Origin of the sequence: Streptomyces sp. NPDC102441, assembly GCF_044765585.1 — a bacterium.
Lineage (GTDB): Bacteria > Actinomycetota > Actinomycetes > Streptomycetales > Streptomycetaceae > Streptomyces.
In genome coordinates this window covers 63,272-89,140 of the sequence record NZ_JBIWKH010000018.1, presented here as the reverse complement: position 1 = coordinate 89,140, position 25,869 = coordinate 63,272, and the positions used below count along the sequence as shown (strand labels likewise).

Here is a 25,869-nt window from a genome sequence, read left to right as displayed (position 1 = left end):
ATGACAAAGGATGATCAGCAGACGCCATTCCGTTCCCCTGCTGCGGACCGCTATCGTCCCCGTCGGCGGGTCGTCGATCGTCGTCCCGCCGCGCCCTCGGGGGGAGGGAAGGAAACCCGAACCGATGCCCGTACCCGTACCGCAGCAACGTGCCGTTCCCGCTGCGGAGACCACTCATGGCGCCGACCTCACACTCCTGGTGATCGAGGACGACCCTGCGGGCACCTTCGCAGTTCCCGAGCTGTCGTCCACCACCGGGGCACGGGTCCGCGTCCGTACCGCCCGTAACCTCACCGAGGCCGGCCGGCTGCTCACCGACGACGTCGACTGCATCCTGCTCGACCTCGACCTGGAGGCGGCCGCCCTGCCCACCGGCGCACGCGACGACGAGCCCGGGTACCCGGAGGGGCTCGCCGCCCTCAAGCACGTCCTGCGCATCGCGCCGCGCCACGCCGTCCTCGCCCTCACCGCGGAGGACGACGCCGAGCGGGCCGCCGAAGCCGTACGGGTCGGGGCCCAGGACTATCTCTTCCGCGGCGAGCTCGACGGGCGCCTCCTCAGCCGCGCCATCCGGTACGCCGTGGAGCGCAAGCGCGCGGACACCGCCCAGCACCAGCTGACCGAGTCCCGGCTGCGCGCCCAGGAGAACGCCCGCCTGGAACGCGGGCTGCTGCCCACGCCGCTCCTCGACGGCTCCGATCTCGCCTTCGCCGCCCACTACCGGCCGGGCCGTAGCCGTGCCCTGCTCGGCGGGGACTTCTACGACACGGTCCGCACGCCCGACGGCACAGTCCACGCGATGATCGGCGACGTCTGCGGGCACGGCCCGGACGAGGCCGCGCTGGGCGTCGAGCTGCGTATCGCATGGCGGGCGCTCACGCTGGCCGGGCTCTGCGGCGACGCCCTGCTCTCCACGCTCCAGCAGGTCCTGGAGCACGAACGGCAGAGCGAGGAGATCTTCGCGACGGTCTGCACCATCGACATCGCTCCGGACGGCCGCCGCGCCGGCCTGTGCATCGCGGGCCACCCCGCGCCGCTGATCGCCCGCCAGGGCCGGGCGGCGCACCTCCTCCCGTACGAGGACGGCGGCCCGGCCCTCGGCCTGCTGCCGCACGCCCGCTGGCCGCGCCGGCAGGTCGAGCTCGGCGGCTCCTGGAGCCTGATGATGTACACCGACGGGCTGATCGAGGGCCGCGTCGGGCAGGAGGGGACCCAGCGGCTGGGCCAGGACGGCATGGTCGCGATGGTCAACGGCCGGCTGGACCAGGGACTCGGTGGCGAGGCCCTGCTGGAGGCCGCGGTCACCCAGGTACAGGAACTGAACGGCGGCGAGCTGACCGACGACGTGGCGGTCCTGCTGCTGGAACGCGACGAGGCCCGGATACGGCGAAGGGGCGGAAGCGCAACGCGCTCCCGCCCCGGTGCCGCCTCGAAGACGGGCGCTCAGCGCCCGCCGTTGTAGGGGCCGTACGGCCCGTCGCTGCTGGATCCTCCGCTACGGCCGCCGCCACCCGACACGGCCTTGATCGCCGGCCGCACGTCCACCATGAACACGATGGACGCGATCACGCCCGCGATCTGCAGGAACAGGATCGGGATGACGAGGTTCACGAAGACGGTGACGCCGAGGATGATCAGCCAGAAGGACTTCTTCTGCTTGTCCGCGGCCCGGTAGGCGTCCTCGCGCGCCGTCACGGCGAAGACCAGCGCGACCACGGCCAGGACGAGCATGGCCAGGTACAACAGCTGGAGAATCGAGCCGAATGCTTCGAGCAACACGGTGAGCACCGCCTAGTCAGTGGATGAGCGCCTCGCGGCCAAGGTACCGGGACAACGTCCCGGGCACCCTCAAAGGTGCCCGGGACGCTCTTCCGGCAACCCCCGGAACCGCTCTACTTCGCGGAGGGCGGAGTCGTCTTCTTCGCCGCGGGCTTGCGCACGGGCGCCGTCTTCTTCGCCGTCGCGGCAGGAGCCGACTTGGACTCGACGGACTTCGGCGTGGGCTTCTTCGCGGCGGGGGCCACGGGCTTCGGGGAGCCCGCCGGCTTGGCGGGGGCCACCGGCTTGGCGGGGGCCACCGGCTTGGCGGGGGCCACCGGCTTGGCGGGGGCCACCGGCTCCGTCGCCGCCTCGGACTTCTGCTTCGGCACGGACTTCGGCTCCGCCTCGACGACGGCGGCGATCTCGACGATCTCCTCGGCCGTCTCGCCGCGCCACGTCCGCACGCTCTGCTCGCCGCGCTCGGCGACCTTCTCGTACGTCTCCCGGGCGCGGACCGCGTACTCGGCGGCCACACCCACGCTCCGCAGCGCCAGGTCCTGGGCGGTCTCGCCCCACTTCTTGAGGTCGGTGTCCAGCGCGCCGAAGACCTCGGTCACCTTCGCCTGCACGGTGGCCTGAGCCTCCCTGGCCTGCGTGGTGACCCGATCCTGCACGGCCTTCGGGTCGGTGTTGCGCACGGCCTCGATCCGCTCGGGCGCCTCGGCCCGCAGCTGGTCGATCAGCGCCGGGACCTTGCGCGCCTGCTCCACGGCGAGATCGGCCGTGCCGGCGGCGAAGTAGAGGGGGGTGGGGTCGGTGAGGGTCTTGCGCAGGTCATCGGTGATGGCCATGACTGTGGTCCTCCCGGATCATCAGAAGTCAGTTCGCTGGTGGGTCTGCATCACTGCCGCCGGCCGTGCGGGGGCCGCGGGCATCCGGACCGGCACCGTCCGCGCCGGTACCGCTTTCCGCGTCGGCATCGATTCTGCTCTTCGCGTCGGCGGCACCGTGGAACTCGGCGCCGGTGTCGGGCGCGACATCGAATCCGTTCTCCCGGCGGAAGGAGTCGTAGATCTGCAGCAGCACGCTCTTCTGCCGCTCGTTGATCGACGGATCGGCCAGTATGACCGCCCGCGTCTCCAGTTCCTCCCGCTCCCGCTCATCCAGAATCCCGGCCCGCACATAGAGCGTCTCGGCCGAGATCCGCAGGGCCTTGGCGACCTGCTGCAGCACCTCGGCGCTCGGCTTGCGCAGACCGCGTTCGATCTGGCTGAGATACGGATTGGACACCCCGGCGGCGTCGGCGAGCTGCCGCAGGGAGAGCTGCGCGGTACGCCGCTGCTCTCGCAGGTACTCGCCGAGATTGCCGACGTTGAGTGATGCCATGACCCGATACTGCATCACCCTTGCTAACTATTGCAAGCGCCCGCTTGCAAAAGTGTTCCATGTCATCCGACGACGCCGGCGTATCCGCCCGCTCGCGCATCCAGCGAGACAGGCCACTGGGAAGTCACGGACACCCATACCGGACATATGAGACTGCCACTCGTTTGTAACCTCCCAGCGCCGCCCTGAGGTGCGAACCCGCGCTCCGGCAGCAGGGCCATGAGACCTCCGGGTCGACGAGTGGATTTACGCGACGCACACCTCGGCGGGCCGCCCGGGCGGCAGACTTGGCCCATGACTTCACCCGCCGCCAAGGCCGACCTCCACTTCTATCTGCAGTCGGCCAGGGACGCCCTGCTGTGGAAGCTCGAAGGGCTCTCCGAGTACGACGCCCGACGCCCCCTGACGCCGACCGGCACGAACCTCCTGGGTCTGGTCAAGCACGTGGCAAGCGTGGAACTGGGCTACCTCGGCGACATCTTCGGACGGCCGTCCGGCGAACCCCTGCCGTGGATCGAGGAGGGGGCCGAGCCCAACGCGGACATGTGGGCCACCGCTGACGAGTCACGTGAGCAGATGGCGGGGTTCTACCACCGGGCCTGGGCTCACGCGGACGCGACGATCGACGCGTTGCCCCTGGACACGGTCGGCAAGGTGCCGTGGTGGCCGGACCACCGGGCCGGGATAACGCTGCATCACGCCGTGGTACGTGTGATCGCCGATACGCACCGGCACGCCGGGCACGCCGACATCCTCCGGGAACTCCTCGACGGCGCCGTGGGGATGAGCAAGGGCAACGACGGCGTCCCGCCGGGCGACGCGGCATGGTGGGAGAACCACCGGAGCCGGCTGGAGCGCGCTGCCCGCGAAGCCGCCGGCCCCGTGGCGTCGGCCCCATGAGCGACCTCCCGCCTCTCCCCGCGCTCCGCCCGTGACCGCCGGGCCGGAGCGGCGTAAACGGGTCGAACGCCTGGGGCTCACGCCCTACCCTGGCCGCATGCCGCCCTCCAGGACCTCATACGTCTGTCTGCCGTGCCGGGCCTCGTACAAGCAGCCCTACGACAGAGAGCGGGACAACCGCGTCTGCCCCCGGTGCGCCGGGGCGCTGGTCCATGTCGGATCCGCCTTCGCGCCGCCGAAGCGGCGGGACACCGACGCGTGGCGCACACTCTCGGTGCTGCTGAACGCGGGCGTCCGTTTCCACAAGAGCTGCTGCGGCGGCCCCGGCTACCGCCCGCGCACCCTGAGCGAGGTGAAGGAGCGGATGGCGTACGCCGAGCGCACCGGGGAGCCCTTCGCGAAATCGCTGCTCAGGTACGAGCTGCCACAGTAACGTCCCCTTACGGACGATCTGCCACAGTACGAATTGTTACGCTGGGCGGCATGACCGCCCTCACCCCGGCCGCCCGTACGGCACCCGACCTGTCCTTCCTCCTCGACCACACCAGCCACGTCCTGCGGACCCGGATGGCGGCCGCGCTCGCCGAGATCGAGCTGACCGCGCGCATGCACTGCGTCCTGGTCCACGCCCTGGAGGAGGAACGCACCCAGATCCAGCTCGCGGAGATCGGCGACATGGACAAGACCACGATGGTGGTGACCGTGGACGCCCTGGAGAGCGCGGGGCTCGCCGAGCGGCGCCCCTCCAGCCGCGACCGGCGCGCCCGGATCATCGCCGTCACCGAGGAGGGCGCCCAGGTCGCCGCGCGGAGCCAGGAAATCGTCGACCGGGTACACCAGGAGGCCTTGGGGGCGCTCCCCGAAGGCGACCGCGAGGTGCTGCTGCGCGCACTGAACCAGCTGGCCACGGACCATCTGGCCACCCCCTCCGAGAACCCCCGACCGGTCCGGCGGGCCCGTCAGGGGCAGAGGTAACCACCCGGGACGAGACCGTTAAATATAGTCCGCAACAAAACCATCTGTTACGGTCTCTCTTGTCTGCCCGTCCGACAGGAGAAGACCGATGGCTGTTGATGCCCCGCGCGACACTTCCGGCACATTCGAACCCACCGCCACATCCGAACCCGCTGCCCCCGCACCGCCGCCCCCGTCCGGCCCGACGACCCGCCACCGCGGCCTCGCCCTGGCCGTGATCGCCGCGGGGATGCTCACGGTCACCCTCGACGGCTCGATCGTGACCGTGGCGATGCCCACCATCCAGCGCGACCTGGGGTTCACCTCCGCCGGTCTCAGCTGGGTGGTCAACGCCTACCTGATCGCCTTCGGCAGCCTGCTCCTGCTCGCCGGCCGGCTCGGCGACCTGATCGGCCGCACCCGCATGTTCCTGGCCGGCACCACCGTCTTCACCGTCGCCTCGCTGCTGGCCGGTGCGGCAACGACCCCCGCGACGCTCATCGCCGCCCGCTTCCTCCAGGGGGTCGGCAGCGCGATGGCCTCCGCCGTCGGACTGGGCATCCTCATCACTCTGTTCAGCGAACCCCGCGAACGGGCCAGGGCCATCGCCGTGTTCTCGTTCACCGGGGCGGCGGGCGCCTCCATCGGACAGGTGCTCGGCGGAATTCTCACCGATGCCCTCAGCTGGCACTGGATCTTCTTCATCAACCTGCCGATCGGCGTGGTGTCCCTCCTGGTCGCCCGCCGGGTCCTGCCCGCAGGGCGCGGCACCGGGACCGCCGCCGGCGCCGACGTCATCGGGGCCGCTCTCGTGACAGCGGGCCTGATGCTGGGGATCTACACCGTGGTCAAGGTCGAGGAGTACGGCTGGGGCTCCGGGCCCACCCTCGGCCTGGGGGCGGCCTCCCTCGCGCTACTCGGAGCGTTCGCCGTCCGCCAGGCCACCGCCCGGATCCCCCTCATGCCGCTGCGCGTCCTGCGTTCGCGCAGTGTCGCCGGGGCCAACCTGGTCCTGGTCCTCATCGTCGCCGCACTGTTCTCGTTCCAGATCCTCCTCGCGCAGCATCTGCAGAACGTCCTCGGATACGGGGCCGCCGAGACGGGTCTCGCCATGCTCCCGGCCGCCGCCGTCATCGGCGGCACCTCCCTGGGCGTCTCGGCCCGGCTGAACGCCCGGTTCGGCGAGCGCACCGTGCTACTGGCGGGGATCGTCCTGCTGACCGGCGCCCTCGGGTTCCTCACCCGGATCCCCTTGGACGCGCGGTACGTCACCGACGTGCTCCCCGTGCTGCTCCTCGCGTCCGGCTTCGGGCTGGCGCTTCCCGCACTGACGGCACTCGGGATGTCCGGTGCGGGCAAGGACGACGCCGGGCTCGTGTCCGGGGTCTTCAACACCGCCCAGCAGGTGGGCATGGCCACCGGCGTCGCGGTCCTGACCACACTGGCGGCGGGCAGGACCGACCTGCTGCTCGACGACGGCCGCCCCCGGGCGGAGGCGCTGGCCGGCGGCTACCAGCTCGCGTTCACCGTCGGCACCGGCCTGCTCGTCACCGCCTTCGCCGTGGCGTTCCTCGTCCTGCGCCCCACCGCGTCCGCAACACGCCCCTGAAGGAGGGTGCCGGCAGCCGTCCGCTCCACAGGGCATCCGCACCTGTCGACCGTGCTCTACCGCTGGGACGCAGAAGAGCGCGTCCTGCGTGTCTCGTCCACCGAGGACCGTCTCAAGACCCGCATCCTGCGGCGGAATCCGCACACCTCCCTGCATGTCGACGGCGGCGACGTCTGGTCGTTCGCCGTGGCAGAAGGGCCGGCGGAGGTCTCGGAGCCGACCGTGTCCGCCGGTGACGACATCGGACGGGAACTCCTGGCCCTGGCACCAGGGTTCGAGAGCCGAGAGGCTGAACAGGCCTTCCTGGAACAGGCGGTGGCCGAACACCGCGTGGTCATCCGGATCCGGGTCTCAAGACTGTACGGAGCGGCGCTGGACGTGACGGAAGGGGCCGAGCGGTGAGGCATGACCTCGCCTACGGCGATGACCTGGCCCACCACGAGCCGTGCGGGCTGACCCTCTCGACGCTCACGACGGCGCGTCCTTCCGGATGAGCACCTCGACACCGTCGAGCACGCGTTCCAGACCGAACACGAACTCGTAGTCGGCCTCGTCCGGCTCGCTCATGCCCTCGATGGTCAACAGCCTGGACAGCGCCGGATGGCGGACGGGGTCGACGAGCCGTCGCAACGTCCTCTCCCACTGCGCCATCACCTCCCGGGCGGAGACGCCCTTGGCCTCGACGGCGGCGGCGAGATCGCTCATCAGCAGCGCCTCGTTCCGCACGAAGCCCGAGACCAGGAGGATGACGGAGATCTTGGCACCCTCGTCCAGTCCGCTGCCCTCCAGCGCCTGAAGGCCCTGTTCCCACCAGGCGATCGAATGGGGGCTGGCCGGCGGACCCGAGATCGGGATGCGCAGGGACCACAGGTTGCGGTGGAACATCCGGCGCTGGGCCCACGCCCACTGGGCGAGCGCCTCCCGCCAGCCCGCTCCGTCCTCCAGCGCGGGCAGCGGCTCGGGGATACCCATGGCCGCCTCCTGCATGAGGACGTAGAGCTCCTCCTTGGCGGATACGTAGCGGTAGAGGGACATCGTGGAGGCGCCGAGCTCCTTGGCGACCCGGCCCATCGAGACGGCCGAGATCCCTTCCGAAGCGGCGACCTCCACGGCCGCGCCGACGATGCGGTCCAGCGTCAGACCGGGCTTCGGCCCCTTGGCGGGGCGCTCACGCAGTCCCCATGCGGCCTCGATGCTGGCCGGCAGGCCCGTACCGCCCGACGCGCTGCTGTTCTCCGTCACCCGAAGCCGCCCTTCCGCGGTAATGGCTTGCCACCATCCTAGGTTTGCGTAATGCTTACACAGTAACGCGTGTGGCATACGCAGAAGGGGGATCGTCATGGGCACAGCCATGAACGACGTCATGATCGAGGCGCACGGCCTGACCAAGTCCTACGGAAAGGCGGGCGCCCGCGTCCGGGTCCTGGACGGGGTGGGCCTCCAGGTCGCCCGCTCCGGGATCCACGCACTGCTCGGCCCCAACGGCGCGGGCAAGACCACGGCCGTACGGATCCTCGCCACCCTCACCACCGCCGACTCCGGCACAGCGCGCGTCGCCGGGTACGACGTCGTCACCGACCGGCGCCGGGTACGCCGCGCCATCAGCCTGACCGGGCAGTTCGCCGCCGTGGACGAGACGCTGACCGGCGAGGAGAACCTCCGGATGATGGCGCGGCTGTCCGGCCTGACCCGCGCCCAGGCCCGGCGCCGCGCCGAGGAACTCCTCGTACGCTTCGACCTCACCGACGCGGCCCGCCGCCTGGCCCGTACGTACTCCGGGGGGATGCGCCGTCGCCTGGACCTGGCGGCGGGACTGGTCGGCTCGCCCGAGCCGGGCGTCTTCTTCCTCGACGAGCCCACCACCGGGCTCGATCCGCGCAGCCGCCGCGAGCTCTGGCAGATGGTCCGCGACCTCGCCGGCCGGGGCGCCACCGTGCTGCTCACCACCCAGTACCTCGAGGAGGCGGATCAGCTCGCCGACCGCATCACGGTGCTCGACAAGGGCGGAAGCGTCGCCGAGGGCACCCCGGAGGAGCTGAAGTCACGCGTCTCCGGACACCGCCTGGACCTCGTGCTCGGCAGCCGCGAGGCCTACCTCCGGCTCGCCGTCCGCGCCGTCCACCACTCCCCCGAGACCCTGACCCTCGGCCTCCCCACGGACGGCACCGCCGCGCACGCCCGGGCCCTGCTCGACGAGATCGATCCGCACCGCACCGACGTCGACCGCTTCTCCGTGCACAGCGCGACCCTCGACGACGTTTTCCTCGCCCTCACCGCAGAGAAGACGGAGGTACCGTCCCGTGTCTGACGCCCCTGGAGCCCTGACTCACGCCACGGTCATGACCGGTCGCAGCCTGCTCATCAGCCGCCGCAACATCGACGCCGTCATCACGTCGATGATGCTGCCGATCATGCTGATGCTGATCTTCGTCTTCTTCTTCGGCGGCGCGATCGACACGGGCAGCGCCTACGACTCGTACGTCATGTACGTCGTCCCGGGCGTCCTGTTCCTGTGCGCCGGCTTCGGCTCGGCCACCACCGCCGTCGCGGTGAGCGAGGACATGAAGAGCGGAATCATCGACCGCTTCCGCTCCCTGGACATCGGCGGGACGCCGGTGCTGGCCGGCCATGTCGTGGCGAGCACGGTGCGCAACCTCGTCTCCACCACGCTGGTCTTCGGCGTCGCCCTGCTCATCGGCTTCCGTCCCGCCGCGACCCCGGCCGGCTGGCTCGCCGTCGCCGCCGTGCTGCTCGCCTACATCGTGGCCCTGTCCTGGATCTCGGCGGCGATCGGCCTGCTCGCGCGCACACCGGAGGCGGCCGGCGGATTCACCTTCTTCATGTCGTTTCTGCCCTACCCCAGCAGCGCGTTCGTCCCGGTCGACAGCATGCCGGGCTGGCTGCACGGCTTCGCCGACCACCAGCCGGTCACCCCTGCCATCGAATCCCTCCGCGGCCTCCTCCTGGACCAGCCCGTCGGCAACGCCCCCTGGATCGCGCTCTCGTGGGCGACCGGGATCCTGCTGGTGGCCGTGGCCCTGTCGGGGGTGCTCTTCAGGATGCGGACGCGGTGACGCCGGGGGGTTTTCCGGTGCCGTTCACAGCTCTGCGCTCCAGGGGTCGCAACAGGACGCAACAGCTTCACACCGTTCAGAGGACGTGCTCCCCAGTTGGTCATGCACTTACCCCGGTTGGAGGCACCTGGGCATTCTCGGAATCTCTCAGAACACATCCGGGCACCAGGGCCGCCGCGCCGCACGGAACATCACGTCCGCCGAGGCCGCCGCCCCCGCCCGGCCCTCCTCCACCCGTCCCAGCGCGGCGAGCCGCACCGGCGACTCGTCGCCCAGATACAGCGCCGCCAACTCCCTTACATCCAGGGCGAGGTCAGCAGTCCGCGTCGTCGGCGTGCACGACGCGCCGGACGGTGACACCTCCAGCAGGAAGCGGCCCCCCGCCAGTCCCGTGGCATCCGTGATGTCCAGGACCAGGGCGCCCTCGGTCGCGTACGTACGTGCCTCCAGCGCCCGGGGGATGTCCAGGACGCGCAGCCACAGCCAGTCCGCCTGGGTCACGACGCGGGCGGCTCGCGGGTCCGGGAGCAGCAGCGGGAGCAGGTCGTCGGGGGCGCGGTAGCCCGAGCGGACCGTGGTGATCCAGTCGATGGAGCAGACGAAGTGCCACAGGGCGCGTTCCGCCGCCGGGGTCGTCGCGATCAGTCCGGCCACCTTCGCCGCGTTGAGCGGCTGCTTCCGGTCGCCCCAGCTGTCGTCGGCGCGGTAGACGATCAGCCCGTCCGTCTCCCCGTCCGCCGACCGGTACACCGCGTAGAACGGCTCCGTCCACTTGTCGGACGCCGGGACGTCCACGCCCGTCTGGCGCTCCCACCAGCGCTCGTTCCGGGAGACCACGCCGTGCCGGCACCCGGCGAGCCGGCTGTGGAGTTCGGGGCCCAGCTCGCGTACGTCCGCGCCGTCCACCAGCTCGATGCGGCCGCCGTCCGCTTCGGAGGGGACCCGGCCGCGCGGGTCCAGGCCCGCCCGGGGGACGTCGATCTCCCACTCGGTGGTCCAGGCGGCCGGCCCGAATCCGTACCGTCCGTAGATCGGGTACTCGGCCGCGATCAGCGAGGCGACCACGTCGCCGCGCTCCTTCGCCGCCGCCAGATCCTTGGCCATCATCCCGCTGAGCAGCCCGCGCCGGCGGTGCGTGGGGGTCACCGTCACAGCCGTGATCGCGTCGGCCGGCACCTTCGCGCCGCCCACGACGGTCAGCTCCTGCGCGAACGACGTGAAGGTGGCGACACAGCGCCCGGCGTCGAACACCCCCTGGACACGGGAGAGGTCGATGTGGGCCAAGCGCACCGCGACCTCCTCCGCCGGCACCGAAGCCGATGCCCGGAGGAACCCGGTCCCCACGGCGCGGAGCCAGTCGGGGTATTCGGCTTCGGAGACGGTACGCGGATCAAGGCTCATACGGCCCACGCTAGGCAGAACGCGTCCGGGATGTCGCTCGCTTTTCCGGCTGCCGCCGCCGCTGCCCGGCTCCCTCGCCTCAGAACGCCGCCCGGATCTCGCCCACCTCCGCGGCGCCGCCCAGCAGCGGTGCCCGTCCGATGCGGGACACCACCGGGGCGTCGACGCCGAGCAGTTCGAGGGAACGGGCCAGCACCGGGCCCAGCGCGCGGGTGGCGCCGTCGTCGATCTTGAAGGCCAGGGCCCTGCCGTCCGGGAGGGCCAGCGCCTGGACCGCCTCCGCCCCCATCTTGGAGAGCGTGCCCGGCACCTCCCGCATCAGCCAGGTGTCCGGCCGCCGCGTGCCCGCGACGTACTCCGGGTGCGCCCGCATCGCGTCCGCGACCCGGCGCTCCGCCGTGCCCGGCTCCGCCAGCACGAACGCCCGGAACGCGCGGGCCAGACCCACCAGACCGATCGCCATCAGCGGGGCCCCGCAGCCGTCCGTGCCGATCGCCGCCACGGGCTCGCCCGCCGCCTCCGCGACGACCTCGCCGACCAGGCGCTGCAGCGGATGGGAGGCGTCGAGACAGGTCGCCGTGTCCCAGCCGTTGCGTACGCAGACCGCGAGCATCGCCGCGTGCTTGCCGGAGCAGTTCATGGTGAGCGGTTCCCGCACACCCCCGGCGGCGAGGTAGGCCTCCGCCTCGACCGGGTCCAGCGGAAGATCGGGCGGCGTCTGCAGATCGTCCGGCTTCAGCCCGTGCTCGGCGAGCATGGTGCGCACCAGGTCGAGGTGGAAGGCCTCGCCCGAGTGGCTCGCGGCGGCCAGTGCCAGCCGTTCCCCGGAGAGGTCGAGACCGGCCCGCAGGATCGCGGCGGCCTGCATCGGCTTGTTGGACGAGCGCGGGAAGACCGGGGCCGCCGGATCCCCCAGTGCGAGCTCCACACTTCCGTCCGCGGCGAGGACGACCAGCGACCCCCTGTGGTGGCCCTCGGTGAATCCGGACCGTACGACCTCGGCCAGTACCGGAGGCACGGGCGACGAGGACGGGGTTATGGAGGAGGTCATGGGCTGGTGGCCTTCCAGGGGCGGGCGTGACCCGCCCCCGGAGGGATCACCTCAGGCGAGCAGGTCCTCTACTTGTGCTTCCCCGTCACGGTACCTGCGGGCGATCTCCGCGCTGCACCCGTCCACCGTCCGCTGGAGCCGGTGGCGGCGCCGGGACACCTGCCGCTCGTAGCGGACGAGCCGCCCCATGGCGCTGAGCAGCTCTTCGTCCGTCCGGGCGTCGAGGTCGGAGAGCTCGACCTCCGCGAACGTGTCCTCGGCCAGCTGCCGGTACTCGTCGCTGCGCGGCGTGGTGAGGGTGACGTGCCGGACCGAGGAGCGGTGCACGGACGGGGTGTCGGCGAGGATCTCCGAGAGCCGGTCCACGACAGGCGACTCGGGGTCCACACGGCGGGCGAGCTCGGCCCGCAGGATGTCGATCCGGCCCTGGACCAGACGGCGTACGTAGCTGAGATCCGCCTCGTCCCGCTGGGCGTCACGGCGCAGGGTACGCAGATCCGTCAGCCGCAGCCCGCCGAATTCGGGCTGCGGGCGGGCGGAGGCCAGTGCTTCGACCGCACCGCCCCCGGTCTGCCCTGGCACGGACACCGCCCCAGGCAGCTGTACGGACGGCGCGGCGGGCAGTGGTCCGGGCGGCACCGTACCGGTGCGCTGGACCGGCGGCCGCAAGCCGGCGGCTGTACGTGTCACTGGTACGGCGCCGGGTGATGGCCCGGTTCCATGTGTCGTCATGATGTTCCGTCCCCTCGACCGGTGCGTCGGCACACCGACACCGTGCATGGTGCCACTACGCACGGTGTTCACGCAGGTGCTCTGTACCCGTTCAGCCCAAGATAGGTTGGTCTGTATGCGTGCAGTGATACAGAGAGTGGACGGTGCGAGCGTCACCGTCGCCGGCGCCACGGACGATCCGTCGGGGACCGGAACGGTCGGCGAGATCGTCGGCGAAGGGCTGTGTGTGCTGGTGGGGGTCGTTCATGGCGACACCGCGGAGAAGGCGGCGCAGCTCGCCCGCAAGCTGTGGACCCTGCGGATCCTGGAGGGCGAGAAGTCCTGCTCGGACGTGAATGCACCGCTTTTGGTCATTTCGCAGTTCACTCTCTACGGGGACGCCAGGAAGGGCCGCAGGCCCACATGGAACGCCGCCGCGCCGGGCGAGGTCGCCGAGCCGCTGGTCGACGAGGTGGTGGCGCAGCTGCGCGCGCTGGGCGCGCAGGTGGAGACGGGCCGGTTCGGAGCTGACATGCGCGTCTCACTCACGAACCACGGCCCGTTCACCGTGCTCGTCGAGGTGTAGCGGGCCCTTCAGGACACGGCCTACGGCTCGACGACCGTCTCCTGGGCCGCCGCGGTGTCACCCGCGATCAGCTGCGCGTCCACCGCGACGTTCCGCTTCACCAGCGCCAGGGCGATCGGGCCCAGCTCGTGGTGGCGGGCGGAGGTGGTGACGAAACCGAGCTGGCGGCCCTCCTGGCCGTCGGCGGCGAGCCTGACCGGCGTCCCGTGGCCGGGCAGATGGACCTCGCTGCCGTCGAGGTGCAGGAAGACGAGACGGCGCGGCGGCTTCCCCAGGTTGTGGACACGGGCGACGGTCTCCTGCCCCCGGTAGCAGCCCTTCTGGAGATGCACGGCGCTGCCGATCCAGCCCAGCTCGTGCGGAATGGTGCGGTGGTCGGTCTCGAAGCCCAGGCGCGGGCGGTGCTCCTCGACGCGCAGCGCCTCGTACGCCAGGATCCCCGCCACCGGGCCGTGCTCGGCGGCATACGTCTCCAGGTCGGCCCGGGGCAGGAACAGGTCGCGGCCGTGGGCCGTCTCCCGTACGGCGGCGCCGTCCGGGACCTCGGCGATGGAACCGGCCGGGAGGTGCACGAGGGCGATGTCCTCGGTGCGGTCGGCGACCTCGACCCGGTAGAAGAACTTCATTGACTCCAGGTACGCGATCAGCTCGCCCTGGCTCTCCGGCTCGGCGTGCATCCACACCGTCGTGCCGTCGTCGACCAGATAGAGGGCGTGTTCGATGTGACCGTTGGCGGAGAGGATCAGCGCCTCGGTCGCCTGGTTCGGCGCGAGGTCGCTGACGTGCTGGGTGAGCAGCAGATGCAGCCAGGCCAGCCGGTCGTCGCCGGTGACCGTGACGACCGCGCGGTGCGAGAGGTCGACGAGGCCGCGGCCGTCGGCGAGTGCGCGTTGCTCAGGGAACAGGCCGCCGTAGTGCGCGGCGACGCCTTCGTCGCGCCCCTCGGCGGGGACCGCGCCGGGCAGGGACAGCAAGGGGCTCTTCATGCGACCAGCCTACGACCCGCGCGGCCCCGGCTACCGGGCGCTGCCGGGTTCCTCCGGTGCACCGGCCTTCACCGCGCAGTCGGCGCAGCGTCCGAAGATCGCGAAGTGCTTCATGTCGGTCTCGAAACCGAACGTGTCCCGCAGCTTCGCCGTGAAGTCGGCGACCACGCCGACATCGGCCTCGATGACGTTCGTGCAGTCCCGGCAGACGAGGTGGATGTGGTGGTGGCGGTCCGCCAGGTGGTACGTCGGGGCGCCGTGCCCGAGGTGGGCATGGCTGACCAGCCCGAGCTCCTCCAGGAGCTCCAGGGTCCGGTAGACGGTGGAGATGTTCACCCCCGACGCCGTCCTGCGCACCTCGCAGAGGATGTCGTCGGGTGTCGCGTGCTCCAGGGTGTCGACGGCCTCCAGGACGAGCTGGCGCTGAGGCGTCAGCCGGTAGCCACGCTGCCGCAGATCGGTCTTCCAGTCGGTGCTCACCACACGCCCAGTGTAGGGCGGGGCGAGCACCGGGCCGCCGGGGCCGGGCGGGGCGGCCCGGGGAGGCCTACTTGAAGAACGCGATGCCGTCGTCCGGCATGTCCCCGAGGCTCTTCGCCATCTCGGCGACCTCTTCCGGGGTGACGACCTTCTTCAGGTGCGCCGACATGTACGGCCGCAGCTCCACGTCGGGGGTGGCCTTCTCGCCGACCCACATCAGGTCGCTGTTCACATAGCCGTAGAGACGCTTGCCGCCGCTGTACGGGCCGGAGGCGGCGGTGCGGGCCACCGCGTCGGTGACGACGTCGATCTGGGGCTTCTGCTTCGCCAGCTCGCCGTACCAGATCTCGACGACGCCCTGGTCACGGACCATGACGATCTCGACCTTGCGGTCCTTGTCGATGCGCCAGTAGCCGGACTCGGACTCGAGCGGCTTGATCTGCTTGCCCTCGGCGTCCAGCACCCAGGAGTGCGAGACGTACTCGAGGAAGTCGCGGCCGTCGTGGCTGAAGGTGACTTCCTGGCCGAAGTTGCACTTCTCGGCGCCGGGGAAGTCGGAGACGCCCGCACCCGCCCAGTTGCCGAGGAGGAAGGCCAGCGGCACGAGGTCCGGGTGGAGGTCGGACGGAATCTCGATCATGAGCGGCTCAGACGATCTGTGAGGGTGTACGGAAGGTGTTCGGCGAGGGTCAGCGCTGGCCCTGGTACAGCTTCTTCACGGTCACGGCGGCGAAGGCGAGCACGCCGACGCAGACCAGGACCAGCAGGGCGGAGAAGAAAGCCTCAAGCACGGGAGCTCCTCGGAACGAACGACATGACGGCAGCAGGCGGCCGGGCCCCCAGCCTAATGGGTGGGGGCCCGGCGTGGCGGCCCGGGGTTTCCCGGGCGCGGCCGCTCAGCCCAGCAGCTGGTTCTGCAGGACGACGCTCCGGTGGAACGGAACGGTCTCCGTGCCGGCCTCGCCCTTGCGCGCGTGGACGACCAGGGCGACGGTGTCCCCGGCCAGCACGTACGCGTGACGTACCTGCTCCGCGCCGTAGGACGCCGGCTCGGAGTACACGTGCGTCGTGGTGGATTCCGCCCCGGCCGGCGCGCCGCAAATCGTGTCGTGCAATTCCAAAGCGGGTCCCCCAAGAGACCTGAGGCGCGGGTTCCATTACCTGCGCACACAACTGACCCACAGTTCACAGGGGAGGTTGCTCGGCCGAGGATTACAGTTCGGTACATGCCGAAGAAGCTCGTGATCAAGGTGACCGCCGGGGCCGATGGAGCCGAGCGCTGCTCGCAGGCCTTCACCGTGGCGGCCGTGGCCGTCGCCAGCGGGGTCGAGGTGTCGCTGTGGCTGACCGGCGAGTCCGCCTGGTTCGCCCTGCCGGGGCGCGCCGCCGAATTCGAACTGCCGCACTCCGCGCCGTTGCCCGATCTCATCGACTCGATCCTGGCGGGTGGCGGGATCACGCTCTGCACCCAGTGCGCGGCACGGCGCGACATCACGGAGAAGGACGTCCTGGAGGGCGTACGGATCGCGGGCGCCCAGGTCTTCGTGCAGGAGGCCATGGCGGACGGCGCACAGGCCCTCGTCTACTGATCCGGCGCGCCCGGGACGAAAGCCTCAGCGGCGGTGGTCCCCGCCGTCGAGCTCGTCCCACCACTCGTCCGACGTCCGGTCGCCCGTACGCTGCTCACGGCGCGGGCGGGGCCGTTCGCCGCGGTCACGGGGTTCCGGCTGCCGGGACGGCCGGGAGGGATCGTCCCACCAACGGTCCTCCGGGCCCCGCCGGTTGGCGACGATCGCCGCGACGGGCGGTATGACCATGGCGACCACACACATCGCCACGGCGGCCGGGACGGACCACAGGCGCACGAAGGCCCAGGCGGACACGAAGAGGAAAAGGCATCCGCCCATCATCAGGAAATACACGCGCCTGCGCCGGGCGTACATGTCTCCAGGGTAGAACTCCTCGGCGCGGACGCGAACGCGGACGGCACGAAGGGCCGCACCCCTGTTCAGGTGGCGTCCAACCCCCTGGGGTGCGGCCCTCCGGCCGTATACGTGCGTGAACTACACGGCGATGGCGACCTCGGCGAGGCCACCGGTCTGCGCCACGACCGTACGGTCGGCGGTGCCGCCCGGAACCAGGGCGCGGAGCGTCCAGGTGCCCTCGGCCGCGTAGAAGCGGAACTGCCCGGTCGCCGAGGTCGGGACCTCGGCGGTGAACTCACCGGTCGAGTCCAGCAGACGGACGTAGCCGGTGACGGGTTCGCCGTCGCGGGTCACGCTGCCCTGGATGGTCGTCTCGCCCGGCTTGATCGTCGAAGCGTCGGGGCCGCCGGCCTGTGCTCCACACATGGTGTTCTGTCCTTCTGGTCGGGGTCCTGCTGATCGGGTCCTGCGGAATTAGAGGGTCCGGCAATTGGGGGGTGGGTGAAGGAGCGGGGTTGGGTGCGTGCAGCTGCAAGGCGGAGGAGGGAGGCAACGCGGAGCGTTGTTGACTGACGACAACGCCGCAGATGTGCGTGCCCAACCCCGCGACGCCGCCCCCCAATTGCCGGGCCCTCTTACTTGTTGGCGCCGAGCTCGATCGGCACGCCCACGAGGGAGCCGTACTCGGTCCACGAACCGTCGTAGTTCTTGACGTTCTCCTGGCCGAGCAGCTCGTGCAGGACGAACCAGGTGAGCGCGGAGCGCTCACCGATGCGGCAGTACGCGATGGTGTCCTTGGCCAGGTCGACCTGCTCGTCCTCGTAGAGGGCCTTGAGCTCGTCGTCCGACTTGAACGTGCCGTCGTCGTTGGCGTTCTTCGACCACGGGATGTTGCGGGCGCTCGGCACGTGGCCGGGGCGCTGCGACTGCTCCTGCGGGAGGTGCGCCGGGGCGAGCAGCTTGCCGCTGAACTCGTCGGGCGAACGCACGTCGACGAGGTTCTGGCTGCCGATGGCCTTCACGACGTCGTCGCGGTAGGCGCGGATCGACTCGTCCTGGGCCTTGGCCTTGTACTGGGTGGCCGGGCGCGCCGGGACGGCGTCGGTCAGGTCGCGGGAGTCGAGCTCCCACTTCTTGCGGCCGCCGTCGAGCAGCTTGACGTTGTCGTGGCCGTAGAGCTTGAAGTACCAGTACGCGTACGAGGCGAACCAGTTGTTGTTGCCGCCGTAGAGGACTACCAGCGTGTCGTTGCCGATGCCCTTCTCGGAAAGGAGCTTCTCGAAGCCGGCCTGGTCGACGAAGTCACGGCGGACCGGGTCCTGGAGGTCCTTGGTCCAGTCGATCCGGATCGCGTTCTTGATGTGGTTCTTCTCGTACGCCGAGGTGTCCTCGTCGACCTCGACGATGGCGACCTGCGGGTCGTCGATGTGGGCCTCGACCCAGTCGGCGTCGACCAGAACGTCTGCGCGGCTCATGTGTTTCTCCTCCGGGGCAGTCTGCGGCGGGGTGGTGCGGTGTGCGGAGTGCGAGGTGTACGCGCAGGTGCTTGGAGCGGAACGCGTACGGAAGGCACGGGTTCGGCCCTGACATCGTCGAAGGGCCGGGGAAAACGGGAGAAGGTCCCGCTCAGAAGGTGCGACAGAGCATGGCGGCGACGCGGCACAGGTCTACTGCCCGCCGCTTCGTGAGGTCCGCCTGTCGCTTCATGCGTCCGATCGTAGGGAGGTACGGGCGGAGATGCCACCGTCGTTTCGGATAATGAGACACGATCGTCCGCGATGTGGGACGAGAGTGTCGCCGGACCCTCCCGGGGCCTGGAACCGGGCGGCTCACGGGCAGCGGTCATCTGCGGGACGGACGCACTCGTCTCATTATCTGGATCCGGTGTCCGGCCCCACCCTCGCGGACCCATACCCCACCGTGCCCGCGGCTATCCATGACCGCCGGCGCCGGGTCGTCATCCCGCGAGCCGGATGTCGGATCCGGTCATCGAGATCTCCAGTCCGGCCGGCGCGACCTCGATCTTCTCCATCTTCAGGCCCCCGGGCAGCTCGCCGATCCCGCGCTCGAAGTCGGTCTTCTTCCTGACCAGGCCCTCCAGGCCGGGGATGCCCTCGCCCGGGACCTCGTCGGCGTGCACCTTGACGGTGTCGCCGTCGACCAGGGTGACCGTGGAGAGCACGCTGCGCGTGACCGCCTGGTCCGTCAGCGGGATCCGGACCGAGCCGGTGACCTTGACCTTGCCGTCGCCGCCGTAGGCGACCGTGACGTCCTCGTCGGCCACCGCGGTGAGGGCCTCGTACGACAGGAAGGCCGTCCCGGTGGCGCGGGCGGCCGTCGCGGTGGTGTAGCCGTCGCCCACCTTCACCTGGTGCAGCTGGGCCTGGATCTCCCTGATCCGCATCTGCCGCCCGGCCGCTCCGGCCTCGACGTCCTTGACGGTGACGTCGACCTGGTCGAACTCCGACCTGGCCACCTGGGTCAGGAACGGGAAGCCGTCTATCGAGATGCTGATCGAACCTGCTTCGGCGCCGCCGAAGGCGATCCGGTCCTCGGCCTCCGTCTCCGCGAAATACACGGCGGCGCGGTCCGCGGCGACGAAGACGCCGCCCAGCACCACGGCGATGATCAGCAGTATTCGCAGTGCTCGCATGCCTGTTGTTCCCCCACTCGGACCCGGACCCCCGTGCGTGTGAGCCTACTGCCGCTGTGCGGCGGGCCCGGAGTGATCGACGAGCGGAAGGCCCCGCCGGTTCCCCGGTGCGGGGAGTGCGAGTGAGGGAACGTCAGGAACGTCCCGGAACGTCAGGCGATCGCACGGCCGATCAGATAGACGGCGGGCGCCGCGGCCGTGAGCGGCAGCGCCACTCCTGCCGTCATGTGCACGAAGCGGGACGGGTAGTCGTAGCTCGCGACCCGCAGCCCGATCAGTGCGCAGCCGCCGGCCGCGAACCCGAGGAACGCGGCCTGCGCACCGAAGTCCGTGAACGCTCCGGCGGCCAGGCCTGCGCCCGCAGAGGCGAGCAGCGCCACGACGACCGAGACCGGTCCGTTCAGCGGCAGGGCCCTGACGAGCACGGCCACGGCGACCGCGATGCCGCCCACCGTCACCGCGTCCGGGACGGCCGCCAGGTGTCCGGCGGCCAGCACGGCGAGCGCGGCCGAGGCGACGGTGGCCGTCAGGCCGTACATCCGCTCGTCGGCACCCGCACGGCTGCGCAGCTGGAGGACCAGGGTGAGCAGTACCCAGACACCGAGCGTGCCGAGGATGGCCGCCGGGGCGTTGCTCCGGCCGGCCGCGAGCAGCACGGCATCGGCCACCACACCGCCGGCGAACGCGAGGGCGATGCCCTGCCTGGCCGGCCACATGCCGTTGAGCCGGAACCACCCCGCGGCGGTGACGGCCTGGAGCAGGACCAGGGGCACCAGCAGGGCGTACGGGCCGATCGCGGCGCCGAGCGCGAGGAGCAGGCCCAGGCCCGCCGTGATCGCGGCGGGCTGCATCCCCGGTGCGATGATCGGCGAACGCCCCTCGGCACGGGCCCGCTGGGCGTCGGTGACCCGGGTGTTGCCCACGGTGGTGGGCGCGCTGTAGCCGGAGCCGTCGGGCGTGGCTGCCGGAGCATCCGGGGCGGGCGGGGCAGCGGGGGCCGCCGGGGCCTCGGGCGGCAGCGGGTAGGCGCCCGGGGCGCTCTGCCCGGTCCCCTGCGCCGGGGCGGGCTCGGCCTGGTGCTGCGACTGGATCGTCGGCTGGTACTGGGTGTCCCAGGTCTGCCCCTGCCACGTCTGGGTCGCGCCCTGGCCGGCGGGCGCCTGCGGTGCGCCCTGCTCCGGGTACACGGCGGGCTGCTGCTGCCCGTACGCGGGCGGCACAGGCCCCTGCCCGCAGCCCGGCTGCACCGGCTCCTGCCCGTACACGGGCTGCTGCTGTCCGTAAGCCGGCTGCTGGTCCTGCTGTCCGTACGCCGGGTCGTACGGCTGCTGCGCGTACGCCGGGTCGTAGGGTTCCTGCCCCTGGTGCTGCTGCCCGTGTCCCGGGTCGTACGGATACTGCTGATCGCTGTTGCTCATGGTCTGCGGTTCACCCTCCTGCGAACGGCGGGAGCACCTCGACCGTGCCGCCCTCGGCAAGCCGTACGGTCTCATGACCACGGGTCCCCACAGGATTCCCGTCGATCAGGAACGAACATCTGAGCAGTACGCGTGACAGCTCACCGGGGTGCCGCTCGCGCACCCCGTCGAGCGCCTCGGCGAGCGTCTCCGCCGTGTACCGCTCCTCCGCGGTCCCCGCGGCGGCCTTGGCCGCAGCCCAGTAGCGGATGGTCCCCGCTGCCATGGCGGCACCCCTTTCGTCGTACGTCGGCTGTCCATCATGGATCACGCCGAGTCCGTCCAGTCGGCGATACGGGTCAGCAGCTTCTCGTCCGCGGCGTTCTCCGCGTGGCCCATGCCGTGCTCCAGCCAGAGCTCCGCCCCGTCCCCCGCGGCCCCTGCCAGCATCCGCGGGTGGTCGACGGGGAAGTACGGGTCCTGGTCGCCGTGCACGATCAGCAGGGGCACGGTGATCAGCGGGACCGCCTCCACCGGGGAGAGGGGCACGGGGTCCCAGTCCTCGCGGTGGATCCTCGTGCGGAAGCCGTAGCGGCCGACGAGCCGGCCGGTGGGCCGGGTGACGACCCAGTGCAGGCGGCGCATGGGGGCCGTGCCCCGGTAGTACCAGCGGGCGGGCGCGCTCACCGAGACGACCGCATCCGTATGCGCGCCTGTATGCGCCTCCGCGCGCTCCCCGTGCGCCTTATGCGCCCCAGTGCGCCGCTCCACCCGTTCGGCCCCCGGTGTTTCCGATTCCTCGTTCATGGATTCACCGGCTTCCGGCGCCGTATACAGCGCGGCGTGGCGGAGCACCACGGAACCCCCCATCGAGAAGCCGACCGTAACGACGCGCCGGTGTCCCAGAGAGCGCGCCCAGGAGACCGCAGCCGCCAGATCGAGCACCTCGCGGTCGCCCACGGTGGACCGTCCGCCGGACTTTCCGTGACCCCGGAAAGAGAACGTGATCACGGCCGCACGCTGGGCGAACACCTCTGCGGCGCGCAGTACGGCCGGCCGGTCGACGGAGCCGGTGAAACCGTGCGCGAGGACGACGGCGGTCCCTTCCGGCGCACCGCCTCCGACAGCCCCGGAACCCGCCGTACACGGGGTGTACACCGCCTCGATACGGACCCCGTCACCGGTCAGCAACGTGGTGCGCCGCGGGGTCGGCGTGATCGAGGGAACAGAAGAACTCGGGAATCGACCCTCGGACACAGAACTCATGTGGGCTATTCTGCTGCGAAGAGGATCCGGGCAAAGCAGCCCCCGGGTCCTTTTGTGCTTTCCGAGCGTTGTTACGGCAGCGTTTCCACAAGCTCAGCGGTCTCCGGGCGCGGGACCGCACAGTAAAAACCGTATGACGGCCGTCGCGAATCATGGTCGTACGGGCGTACGAAGCAGTGCCGCATACTCCCCCGGGTCCGACCCGGGAGTGCCCCTCTCGCAGGGAACGAGGAGGACCGACGTAATGGGCGAGCTGAACGTGCACGATCGACCGACGACCCAGGCAGGTGGGCGGCGATGAGTTCACTGCTGCTTCTGACGAATGCCCTTCAACCGTCGACGGAGGTGCTCCCCGCCCTCGGCCTTCTGCTGCACAGCGTGCGGGTCGCCCCCGCCGAGGGACCAGCCCTCGTCGACACCCCTGGTGCCGACGTCATTCTCATCGACGGACGGCGTGACCTCCCTCAGGTGCGCTCCCTCTGTCAGCTGCTGCGGTCCACCGGGCCCGGCTGTCCGCTGATACTCGTCGTGACGGAGGGCGGCCTCGCGGCCGTCACCGCCGACTGGGGCATCGACGACGTCCTGCTGGACACCGCGGGTCCAGCAGAGGTCGAGGCGCGGCTGCGGCTGGCCACCGGCCGTCAGCAGATCACCACCGACGACTCCCCCATGGAGATCCGCAACGGCGATCTGTCCGTCGACGAGGCGACGTACAGCGCCAAGCTCAAGGGCCGGGTCCTCGACCTGACCTTCAAGGAGTTCGAGCTGCTCAAATACCTCGCGCAGCACCCGGGCCGGGTCTTCACCCGCGCCCAGCTGCTCCAGGAGGTCTGGGGCTACGACTACTTCGGCGGCACCCGCACGGTCGACGTCCACGTGCGGCGGCTGCGGGCCAAGCTCGGCCCCGAGCACGAGTCGCTGATCGGCACCGTCCGCAACGTCGGCTACCGCTTCGTCACCCCTGAGAAGGGTGACCGGGGAGCCGAGAAGAGCGACCGGGGAGCCGAGGAGGCCAGGGCAAAGGCCGCGTCGGAGCCCGCTGACGAGGAGGTCACCCGTTCGGAGCAGCCCGTGAGGGCCGAGATCGCGGAAGAGGGCCCGGTCCGGCCTGCCAAGCGGTAGGTCGATCCGCGTAGACTGCCGCGCGTGGCCAAGGTGACGCGGGACGATGTGGCGAGACTGGCGGGGACCTCGACAGCGGTCGTCAGCTACGTCATCAACAACGGACCCAGGCCGGTCGCCCCGGCCACGCGCGAGCGGGTGCTCGCCGCGATCAAAGAGCTGGGCTACCGGCCCGACCGGGTCGCCCAGGCGATGGCCTCGCGGCGCACCGACCTCATAGGGATGATCGTGCCGGACGCCCGGCAGCCCTTCTTCGCCGAGATGGCCCACGCGGTCGAACAGGCGGCGGCGGAGCGCGGGAAAATGGTGCTCGTCGGCAATTCGGACTACCGCGACGAGCGCGAGGTCCACTATCTGCGGGCCTTCCTCGGCATGCGGGTCTCCGGTCTGATCCTGGTCAGCCAGGGGCCGAGTGAGCGCGCGGCGGCCGAGATAGAGGCCTGGGACGCCCGCGTGGTCCTGCTGCACGAGCGCCCCGAGGCGATCGACGACGTCGCGGTCGTCACCGACGACGTCGGCGGCGCCCAGCTCGCCACCCGCCACCTCCTGGAGCACGGCAACGCCTATGTGGCGTGCCTCGGCGGCATGGAGTCGACGCCGGTCGTCGGTGACCCGGTCGCCGACCACATCGAGGGCTGGCGCCGGGCGATGCAGGAGGCCGGGCGGCCCACGGAGGGCCGGCTCTTCCACGCCCCGTACAACCGTTACGACGCCTACCAGGTGGCTCTGAAGCTGCTCGCCGGGCCCGACCGGCCCCCGGCCATCTTCTGCTCCACGGACGACCAGGCCATCGGGGTGCTGCGGGCCGCGCGCGAGCTGCGGATCGACGTACCGGGTGAGCTGGCGGTCGCGGGCTTCGACGACGTGAAGGAAGCGGGTCTCACCGATCCGCCGCTCACGACGGTCTTCTCGGACCGTCCGGCGATGGCCCGGGCGGCGGTGGACCTGGTCCTGGACGATTCGCTGCGGGTCTCGGGGTCGCGGCGCGAGCGGCTGAAGCAGTTCCCCTCGGCACTGGTCGTGCGCCGGTCCTGCGGCTGCGGCGAACCGACGGTCACCGCGCCGTAGCGGGGCGCTTGCTTATATCGGGCATACGCGGTTCTGCCGGGCTTCTCAGCGGGTACTCAGGCTGCTCTCATGTTCGCTGGCCACTCTCGTAGACATGACCGACAGCCACCGCCCGAGCGGCGAGTACCCGATGTCCCCCTCACACGACAACGGTTCGCACGACAACGGTACGCACGACGACGGTTCCTACGGCACCGGCTCGTACGGCAACCGCTCGTACGGCACGGACTCGTACGGCACCGGCTCACCCGGCACCGACTCGTACAGCGGTGGCTCGTACAGCGGTGGCTCGTACGGCGGTGGCGAGGCGGCCTACCCGCCGCCGCCGGCCTACGGACCCGGGCAGCCGACCGCCGTGGTCCCCTCCTACGCCTGGCCGGCGCCGGCCCCCGAGCCCGTCCCGGCCGCGGAGGCCCCGAAGGCCGAGCGCCGCGTCAAGCGGCCTCTCGCACTGCTCGCGGCCGTGGCGATCGCCGCCGCCGCGATCGGCGGCGGCACCGCCACCCTCATCGGCGAGCTCGCGAACGGCGGGTCCGGCAGCTCCGGCTCCGGCGTCGTCAGCGGCACCACCGTCTCGCAGAGCAGCGCCGGCACAGTCTCCGGTGTGGCGACGGCGGTGTCGCCGGCCATAGTCGAGATCAGCGCGACGTCCTCGGCGGGCGAGGCCACCGGTTCCGGTGTCGTCATCACCGCGGACGGCGAGATCGTCACCAACAACCACGTCATCTCGGGTGCCTCCGAGATCAAGGTGACCCTCAGCACCGGCAAGACGTACACCGCCGAGACCGTCGGCACGGACCCCGACAAGGACCTGGCCCTCATCAAGCTCCAGGGCGCGAGCGGGCTGAAGACCGCCTCGCTCGGTGATTCCTCCTCCGTGAAGGTCGGCGACCAGGTCGTGGCGATCGGCTCGCCCGAGGGCCTCACCGGCACGGTCACCAGCGGTATCGTCTCGGCGCTCGACCGCGATGTCACGGTCGCCAAGGAAGACGGGCAGGAACAGCAGCAACAGCAACAGCAGCAACAGGGCGACCAGAACTGGCCCTTCGAGTTCGGCGGCCAGCAGTTCAACGGCGACACCGGCTCGTCCCAGACGACGTACAAGGCGATCCAGACCGACGCCTCGCTCAACCCGGGCAACTCCGGCGGCGCGCTGATCAACATGAACGGAGAGATCATCGGCATCAACTCCGCTATGTACTCCCCCAGTTCGTCCAGCACCTCGGGCAGCTCGGCAGCGGGCAGCGTGGGCCTCGGCTTCGCCATCCCGGTCGACACGGTCAAGGCCGACCTGGACGCCCTGCGCTCCGGCGACGGCTCCTGACGAGGAGGTACCCATGAACCCCGACACCGCCCCCGTGGCCGCCGGCCCCTCCGGCCTGGCACTCCCTCTCGCCCTGGCCGCCGAGCTGGCCGCCTCGGCCGCCACCACGGCCGGGCCCCGCCCGCCGGAGGTCCGCACCACCGGCACCGGCCGCGAGCGCCGCGCCGCGCGACGCCGTGCGGCGGCCGTGCGAGGCTGAGAGCCGAGCAGGCAGC

Annotated in this window: 32 protein-coding genes; 14 read left to right on the top strand and 18 right to left on the bottom strand. The window is 71.0% G+C overall.

Annotated features, from left to right (window positions below):
• The first annotated feature begins 124 nt into the window (after positions 1-124).
• Positions 125-1,462, top strand: a complete 1,338-nt coding sequence (locus ACIREO_RS33095; RefSeq protein WP_404116945.1) for a PP2C family protein-serine/threonine phosphatase — start codon at positions 125-127, stop codon at positions 1,460-1,462.
• On the opposite strand, the gene ACIREO_RS33090 is transcribed toward ACIREO_RS33095, so the two are convergent.
• The 3 genes from ACIREO_RS33090 to ACIREO_RS33080 all read right to left on the bottom strand — a co-directional run bounded on the left by ACIREO_RS33090 (position 1,444) and on the right by ACIREO_RS33080 (position 3,147).
• Positions 1,444-1,779 (bottom strand): DUF2516 family protein, encoded by a 336-nt coding sequence (locus tag ACIREO_RS33090; RefSeq protein ID WP_404116943.1) that lies wholly within the window; start codon positions 1,777-1,779, stop codon positions 1,444-1,446. The two genes, ACIREO_RS33095 and ACIREO_RS33090, sit on opposite strands and share 19 nt — an antisense overlap.
• Before the next feature lie 113 nt (positions 1,780-1,892).
• Entirely contained in the window at positions 1,893-2,612 is a 720-nt protein-coding gene (locus ACIREO_RS33085) for a hypothetical protein (RefSeq protein ID WP_404116940.1), read from the bottom strand.
• Positions 2,613-2,640: 28 nt separating this feature from the next.
• Complete coding sequence (locus tag ACIREO_RS33080; RefSeq protein WP_404116938.1) at positions 2,641-3,147, bottom strand: helix-turn-helix domain-containing protein; 507 nt, start codon at positions 3,145-3,147, stop codon at positions 2,641-2,643.
• A gap of 294 nt (positions 3,148-3,441) precedes the next feature.
• Here ACIREO_RS33080 and ACIREO_RS33075 point away from each other — a divergent pair, with 294 nt between their 5' ends.
• From ACIREO_RS33075 to ACIREO_RS33055, 5 genes are all read left to right on the top strand, one after another.
• Positions 3,442-4,047: a DinB family protein gene (locus ACIREO_RS33075; RefSeq protein ID WP_404116936.1), complete on the top strand. Its 606-nt coding sequence runs from the start codon at positions 3,442-3,444 to the stop codon at positions 4,045-4,047.
• 97 nt (positions 4,048-4,144) lie between these two features.
• The gene (locus ACIREO_RS33070; protein ID WP_404116934.1) at positions 4,145-4,480 is read left to right on the top strand and encodes a deoxyxylulose-5-phosphate synthase; all 336 of its coding nucleotides are present in this window, start codon (positions 4,145-4,147) and stop codon (positions 4,478-4,480) included.
• A gap of 50 nt (positions 4,481-4,530) precedes the next feature.
• Positions 4,531-5,022 (top strand): MarR family winged helix-turn-helix transcriptional regulator, encoded by a 492-nt coding sequence (locus ACIREO_RS33065; protein WP_404116931.1) that lies wholly within the window; start codon positions 4,531-4,533, stop codon positions 5,020-5,022.
• Between the two features lie 229 nt (positions 5,023-5,251).
• The gene (locus tag ACIREO_RS33060; RefSeq protein ID WP_404117137.1) at positions 5,252-6,610 is read left to right on the top strand and encodes an MFS transporter; all 1,359 of its coding nucleotides are present in this window, start codon (positions 5,252-5,254) and stop codon (positions 6,608-6,610) included.
• A 6-nt stretch (positions 6,611-6,616) separates the two neighbouring features.
• Complete coding sequence (locus tag ACIREO_RS33055) at positions 6,617-7,012, top strand: pyridoxamine 5'-phosphate oxidase family protein (RefSeq protein WP_404116929.1); 396 nt, start codon at positions 6,617-6,619, stop codon at positions 7,010-7,012.
• Between the two features lie 66 nt (positions 7,013-7,078).
• Here ACIREO_RS33055 and ACIREO_RS33050 read toward each other — a convergent pair whose 3' ends face one another.
• Positions 7,079-7,852, bottom strand: a complete 774-nt coding sequence (locus ACIREO_RS33050; protein WP_404116925.1) for a TetR/AcrR family transcriptional regulator — start codon at positions 7,850-7,852, stop codon at positions 7,079-7,081.
• Between the two features lie 97 nt (positions 7,853-7,949).
• Here ACIREO_RS33050 and ACIREO_RS33045 point away from each other — a divergent pair, with 97 nt between their 5' ends.
• Positions 7,950-8,918, top strand: a complete 969-nt coding sequence (locus ACIREO_RS33045) for an ATP-binding cassette domain-containing protein (RefSeq protein WP_404116923.1) — start codon at positions 7,950-7,952, stop codon at positions 8,916-8,918.
• The gene (locus ACIREO_RS33040) at positions 8,911-9,684 is read left to right on the top strand and encodes an ABC transporter permease (protein WP_404116921.1); all 774 of its coding nucleotides are present in this window, start codon (positions 8,911-8,913) and stop codon (positions 9,682-9,684) included. Before ACIREO_RS33045 ends, ACIREO_RS33040 begins: the two co-directional genes overlap by 8 nt.
• Positions 9,685-9,831: 147 nt before the next feature.
• On the opposite strand, the gene ACIREO_RS33035 is transcribed toward ACIREO_RS33040, so the two are convergent.
• From ACIREO_RS33035 to ACIREO_RS33025, 3 genes are all read right to left on the bottom strand, one after another.
• Positions 9,832-11,085 (bottom strand): GNAT family N-acetyltransferase, encoded by a 1,254-nt coding sequence (locus ACIREO_RS33035; protein WP_404116919.1) that lies wholly within the window; start codon positions 11,083-11,085, stop codon positions 9,832-9,834.
• Between the two features lie 79 nt (positions 11,086-11,164).
• On the bottom strand, positions 11,165-12,136 hold the full coding sequence (locus tag ACIREO_RS33030; protein ID WP_404116917.1) for an asparaginase: 972 nt from the start codon (positions 12,134-12,136) through the stop codon (positions 11,165-11,167).
• 51 nt (positions 12,137-12,187) lie between these two features.
• The gene (locus ACIREO_RS33025) at positions 12,188-12,868 is read right to left on the bottom strand and encodes an ABC transporter substrate-binding protein (RefSeq protein ID WP_404116915.1); all 681 of its coding nucleotides are present in this window, start codon (positions 12,866-12,868) and stop codon (positions 12,188-12,190) included.
• A gap of 115 nt (positions 12,869-12,983) precedes the next feature.
• On the opposite strand from ACIREO_RS33025, the gene dtd reads away from it, so the two are divergent.
• Positions 12,984-13,433, top strand: coding sequence for a D-aminoacyl-tRNA deacylase (gene dtd / locus ACIREO_RS33020; RefSeq protein WP_404116913.1), 450 nt, complete (start codon positions 12,984-12,986; stop codon positions 13,431-13,433).
• A 20-nt stretch (positions 13,434-13,453) separates the two neighbouring features.
• On the opposite strand, the gene ACIREO_RS33015 is transcribed toward dtd, so the two are convergent.
• From ACIREO_RS33015 to ACIREO_RS33000, 4 genes are all read right to left on the bottom strand, one after another.
• Positions 13,454-14,419: a YgfZ/GcvT domain-containing protein gene (locus tag ACIREO_RS33015; RefSeq protein ID WP_404116910.1), complete on the bottom strand. Its 966-nt coding sequence runs from the start codon at positions 14,417-14,419 to the stop codon at positions 13,454-13,456.
• A gap of 30 nt (positions 14,420-14,449) precedes the next feature.
• On the bottom strand, positions 14,450-14,902 hold the full coding sequence (locus ACIREO_RS33010; RefSeq protein WP_404116908.1) for a Fur family transcriptional regulator: 453 nt from the start codon (positions 14,900-14,902) through the stop codon (positions 14,450-14,452).
• Between the two features lie 64 nt (positions 14,903-14,966).
• Positions 14,967-15,539, bottom strand: coding sequence for an FABP family protein (locus tag ACIREO_RS33005; RefSeq protein ID WP_404116905.1), 573 nt, complete (start codon positions 15,537-15,539; stop codon positions 14,967-14,969).
• Between the two features lie 256 nt (positions 15,540-15,795).
• Positions 15,796-16,014 (bottom strand): hypothetical protein, encoded by a 219-nt coding sequence (locus ACIREO_RS33000; RefSeq protein ID WP_404116903.1) that lies wholly within the window; start codon positions 16,012-16,014, stop codon positions 15,796-15,798.
• A gap of 111 nt (positions 16,015-16,125) precedes the next feature.
• On the opposite strand from ACIREO_RS33000, the gene ACIREO_RS32995 reads away from it, so the two are divergent.
• Positions 16,126-16,488: a DsrE family protein gene (locus tag ACIREO_RS32995; RefSeq protein WP_404116900.1), complete on the top strand. Its 363-nt coding sequence runs from the start codon at positions 16,126-16,128 to the stop codon at positions 16,486-16,488.
• Positions 16,489-16,512: 24 nt separating this feature from the next.
• Here the strand turns inward: ACIREO_RS32995 and ACIREO_RS32990 are convergent, their stop codons facing one another.
• The 7 genes from ACIREO_RS32990 to ACIREO_RS32960 all read right to left on the bottom strand — a co-directional run bounded on the left by ACIREO_RS32990 (position 16,513) and on the right by ACIREO_RS32960 (position 22,140).
• Complete coding sequence (locus ACIREO_RS32990; protein ID WP_404116898.1) at positions 16,513-16,842, bottom strand: DUF3099 domain-containing protein; 330 nt, start codon at positions 16,840-16,842, stop codon at positions 16,513-16,515.
• A 120-nt stretch (positions 16,843-16,962) separates the two neighbouring features.
• Positions 16,963-17,250: a DUF1416 domain-containing protein gene (locus tag ACIREO_RS32985; RefSeq protein WP_014154938.1), complete on the bottom strand. Its 288-nt coding sequence runs from the start codon at positions 17,248-17,250 to the stop codon at positions 16,963-16,965.
• A 209-nt stretch (positions 17,251-17,459) separates the two neighbouring features.
• Positions 17,460-18,299, bottom strand: a complete 840-nt coding sequence (locus ACIREO_RS32980) for a sulfurtransferase (RefSeq protein WP_404116896.1) — start codon at positions 18,297-18,299, stop codon at positions 17,460-17,462.
• A 482-nt stretch (positions 18,300-18,781) separates the two neighbouring features.
• On the bottom strand, positions 18,782-19,477 hold the full coding sequence (locus ACIREO_RS32975) for a DUF2993 domain-containing protein (RefSeq protein WP_404116893.1): 696 nt from the start codon (positions 19,475-19,477) through the stop codon (positions 18,782-18,784).
• 152 nt (positions 19,478-19,629) lie between these two features.
• Positions 19,630-20,895: a hypothetical protein gene (locus tag ACIREO_RS32970; RefSeq protein ID WP_404116890.1), complete on the bottom strand. Its 1,266-nt coding sequence runs from the start codon at positions 20,893-20,895 to the stop codon at positions 19,630-19,632.
• Positions 20,896-20,905: 10 nt separating this feature from the next.
• Entirely contained in the window at positions 20,906-21,160 is a 255-nt protein-coding gene (locus ACIREO_RS32965; RefSeq protein WP_404116887.1) for a MoaD/ThiS family protein, read from the bottom strand.
• A 41-nt stretch (positions 21,161-21,201) separates the two neighbouring features.
• A complete protein-coding gene (locus tag ACIREO_RS32960) occupies positions 21,202-22,140 on the bottom strand; it encodes an alpha/beta hydrolase (RefSeq protein ID WP_404116884.1) in 939 nt (312 codons plus the stop codon).
• Positions 22,141-22,437: 297 nt separating this feature from the next.
• Between ACIREO_RS32960 and ACIREO_RS32955 the strand changes: the two genes are divergently transcribed.
• The 4 genes from ACIREO_RS32955 (at position 22,438) to ACIREO_RS32940 (ending at position 25,853) form a co-directional block, all read left to right on the top strand.
• Positions 22,438-23,262, top strand: a complete 825-nt coding sequence (locus ACIREO_RS32955; protein WP_404116882.1) for a winged helix-turn-helix domain-containing protein — start codon at positions 22,438-22,440, stop codon at positions 23,260-23,262.
• Positions 23,263-23,286: 24 nt separating this feature from the next.
• Positions 23,287-24,330, top strand: a complete 1,044-nt coding sequence (locus ACIREO_RS32950; RefSeq protein ID WP_404116879.1) for a LacI family DNA-binding transcriptional regulator — start codon at positions 23,287-23,289, stop codon at positions 24,328-24,330.
• Positions 24,331-24,424: 94 nt separating this feature from the next.
• Positions 24,425-25,654 (top strand): S1C family serine protease, encoded by a 1,230-nt coding sequence (locus ACIREO_RS32945; RefSeq protein WP_404116877.1) that lies wholly within the window; start codon positions 24,425-24,427, stop codon positions 25,652-25,654.
• A gap of 13 nt (positions 25,655-25,667) precedes the next feature.
• Positions 25,668-25,853: a hypothetical protein gene (locus tag ACIREO_RS32940; protein WP_404116875.1), complete on the top strand. Its 186-nt coding sequence runs from the start codon at positions 25,668-25,670 to the stop codon at positions 25,851-25,853.
• Positions 25,854-25,869 lie beyond the last annotated feature (16 nt).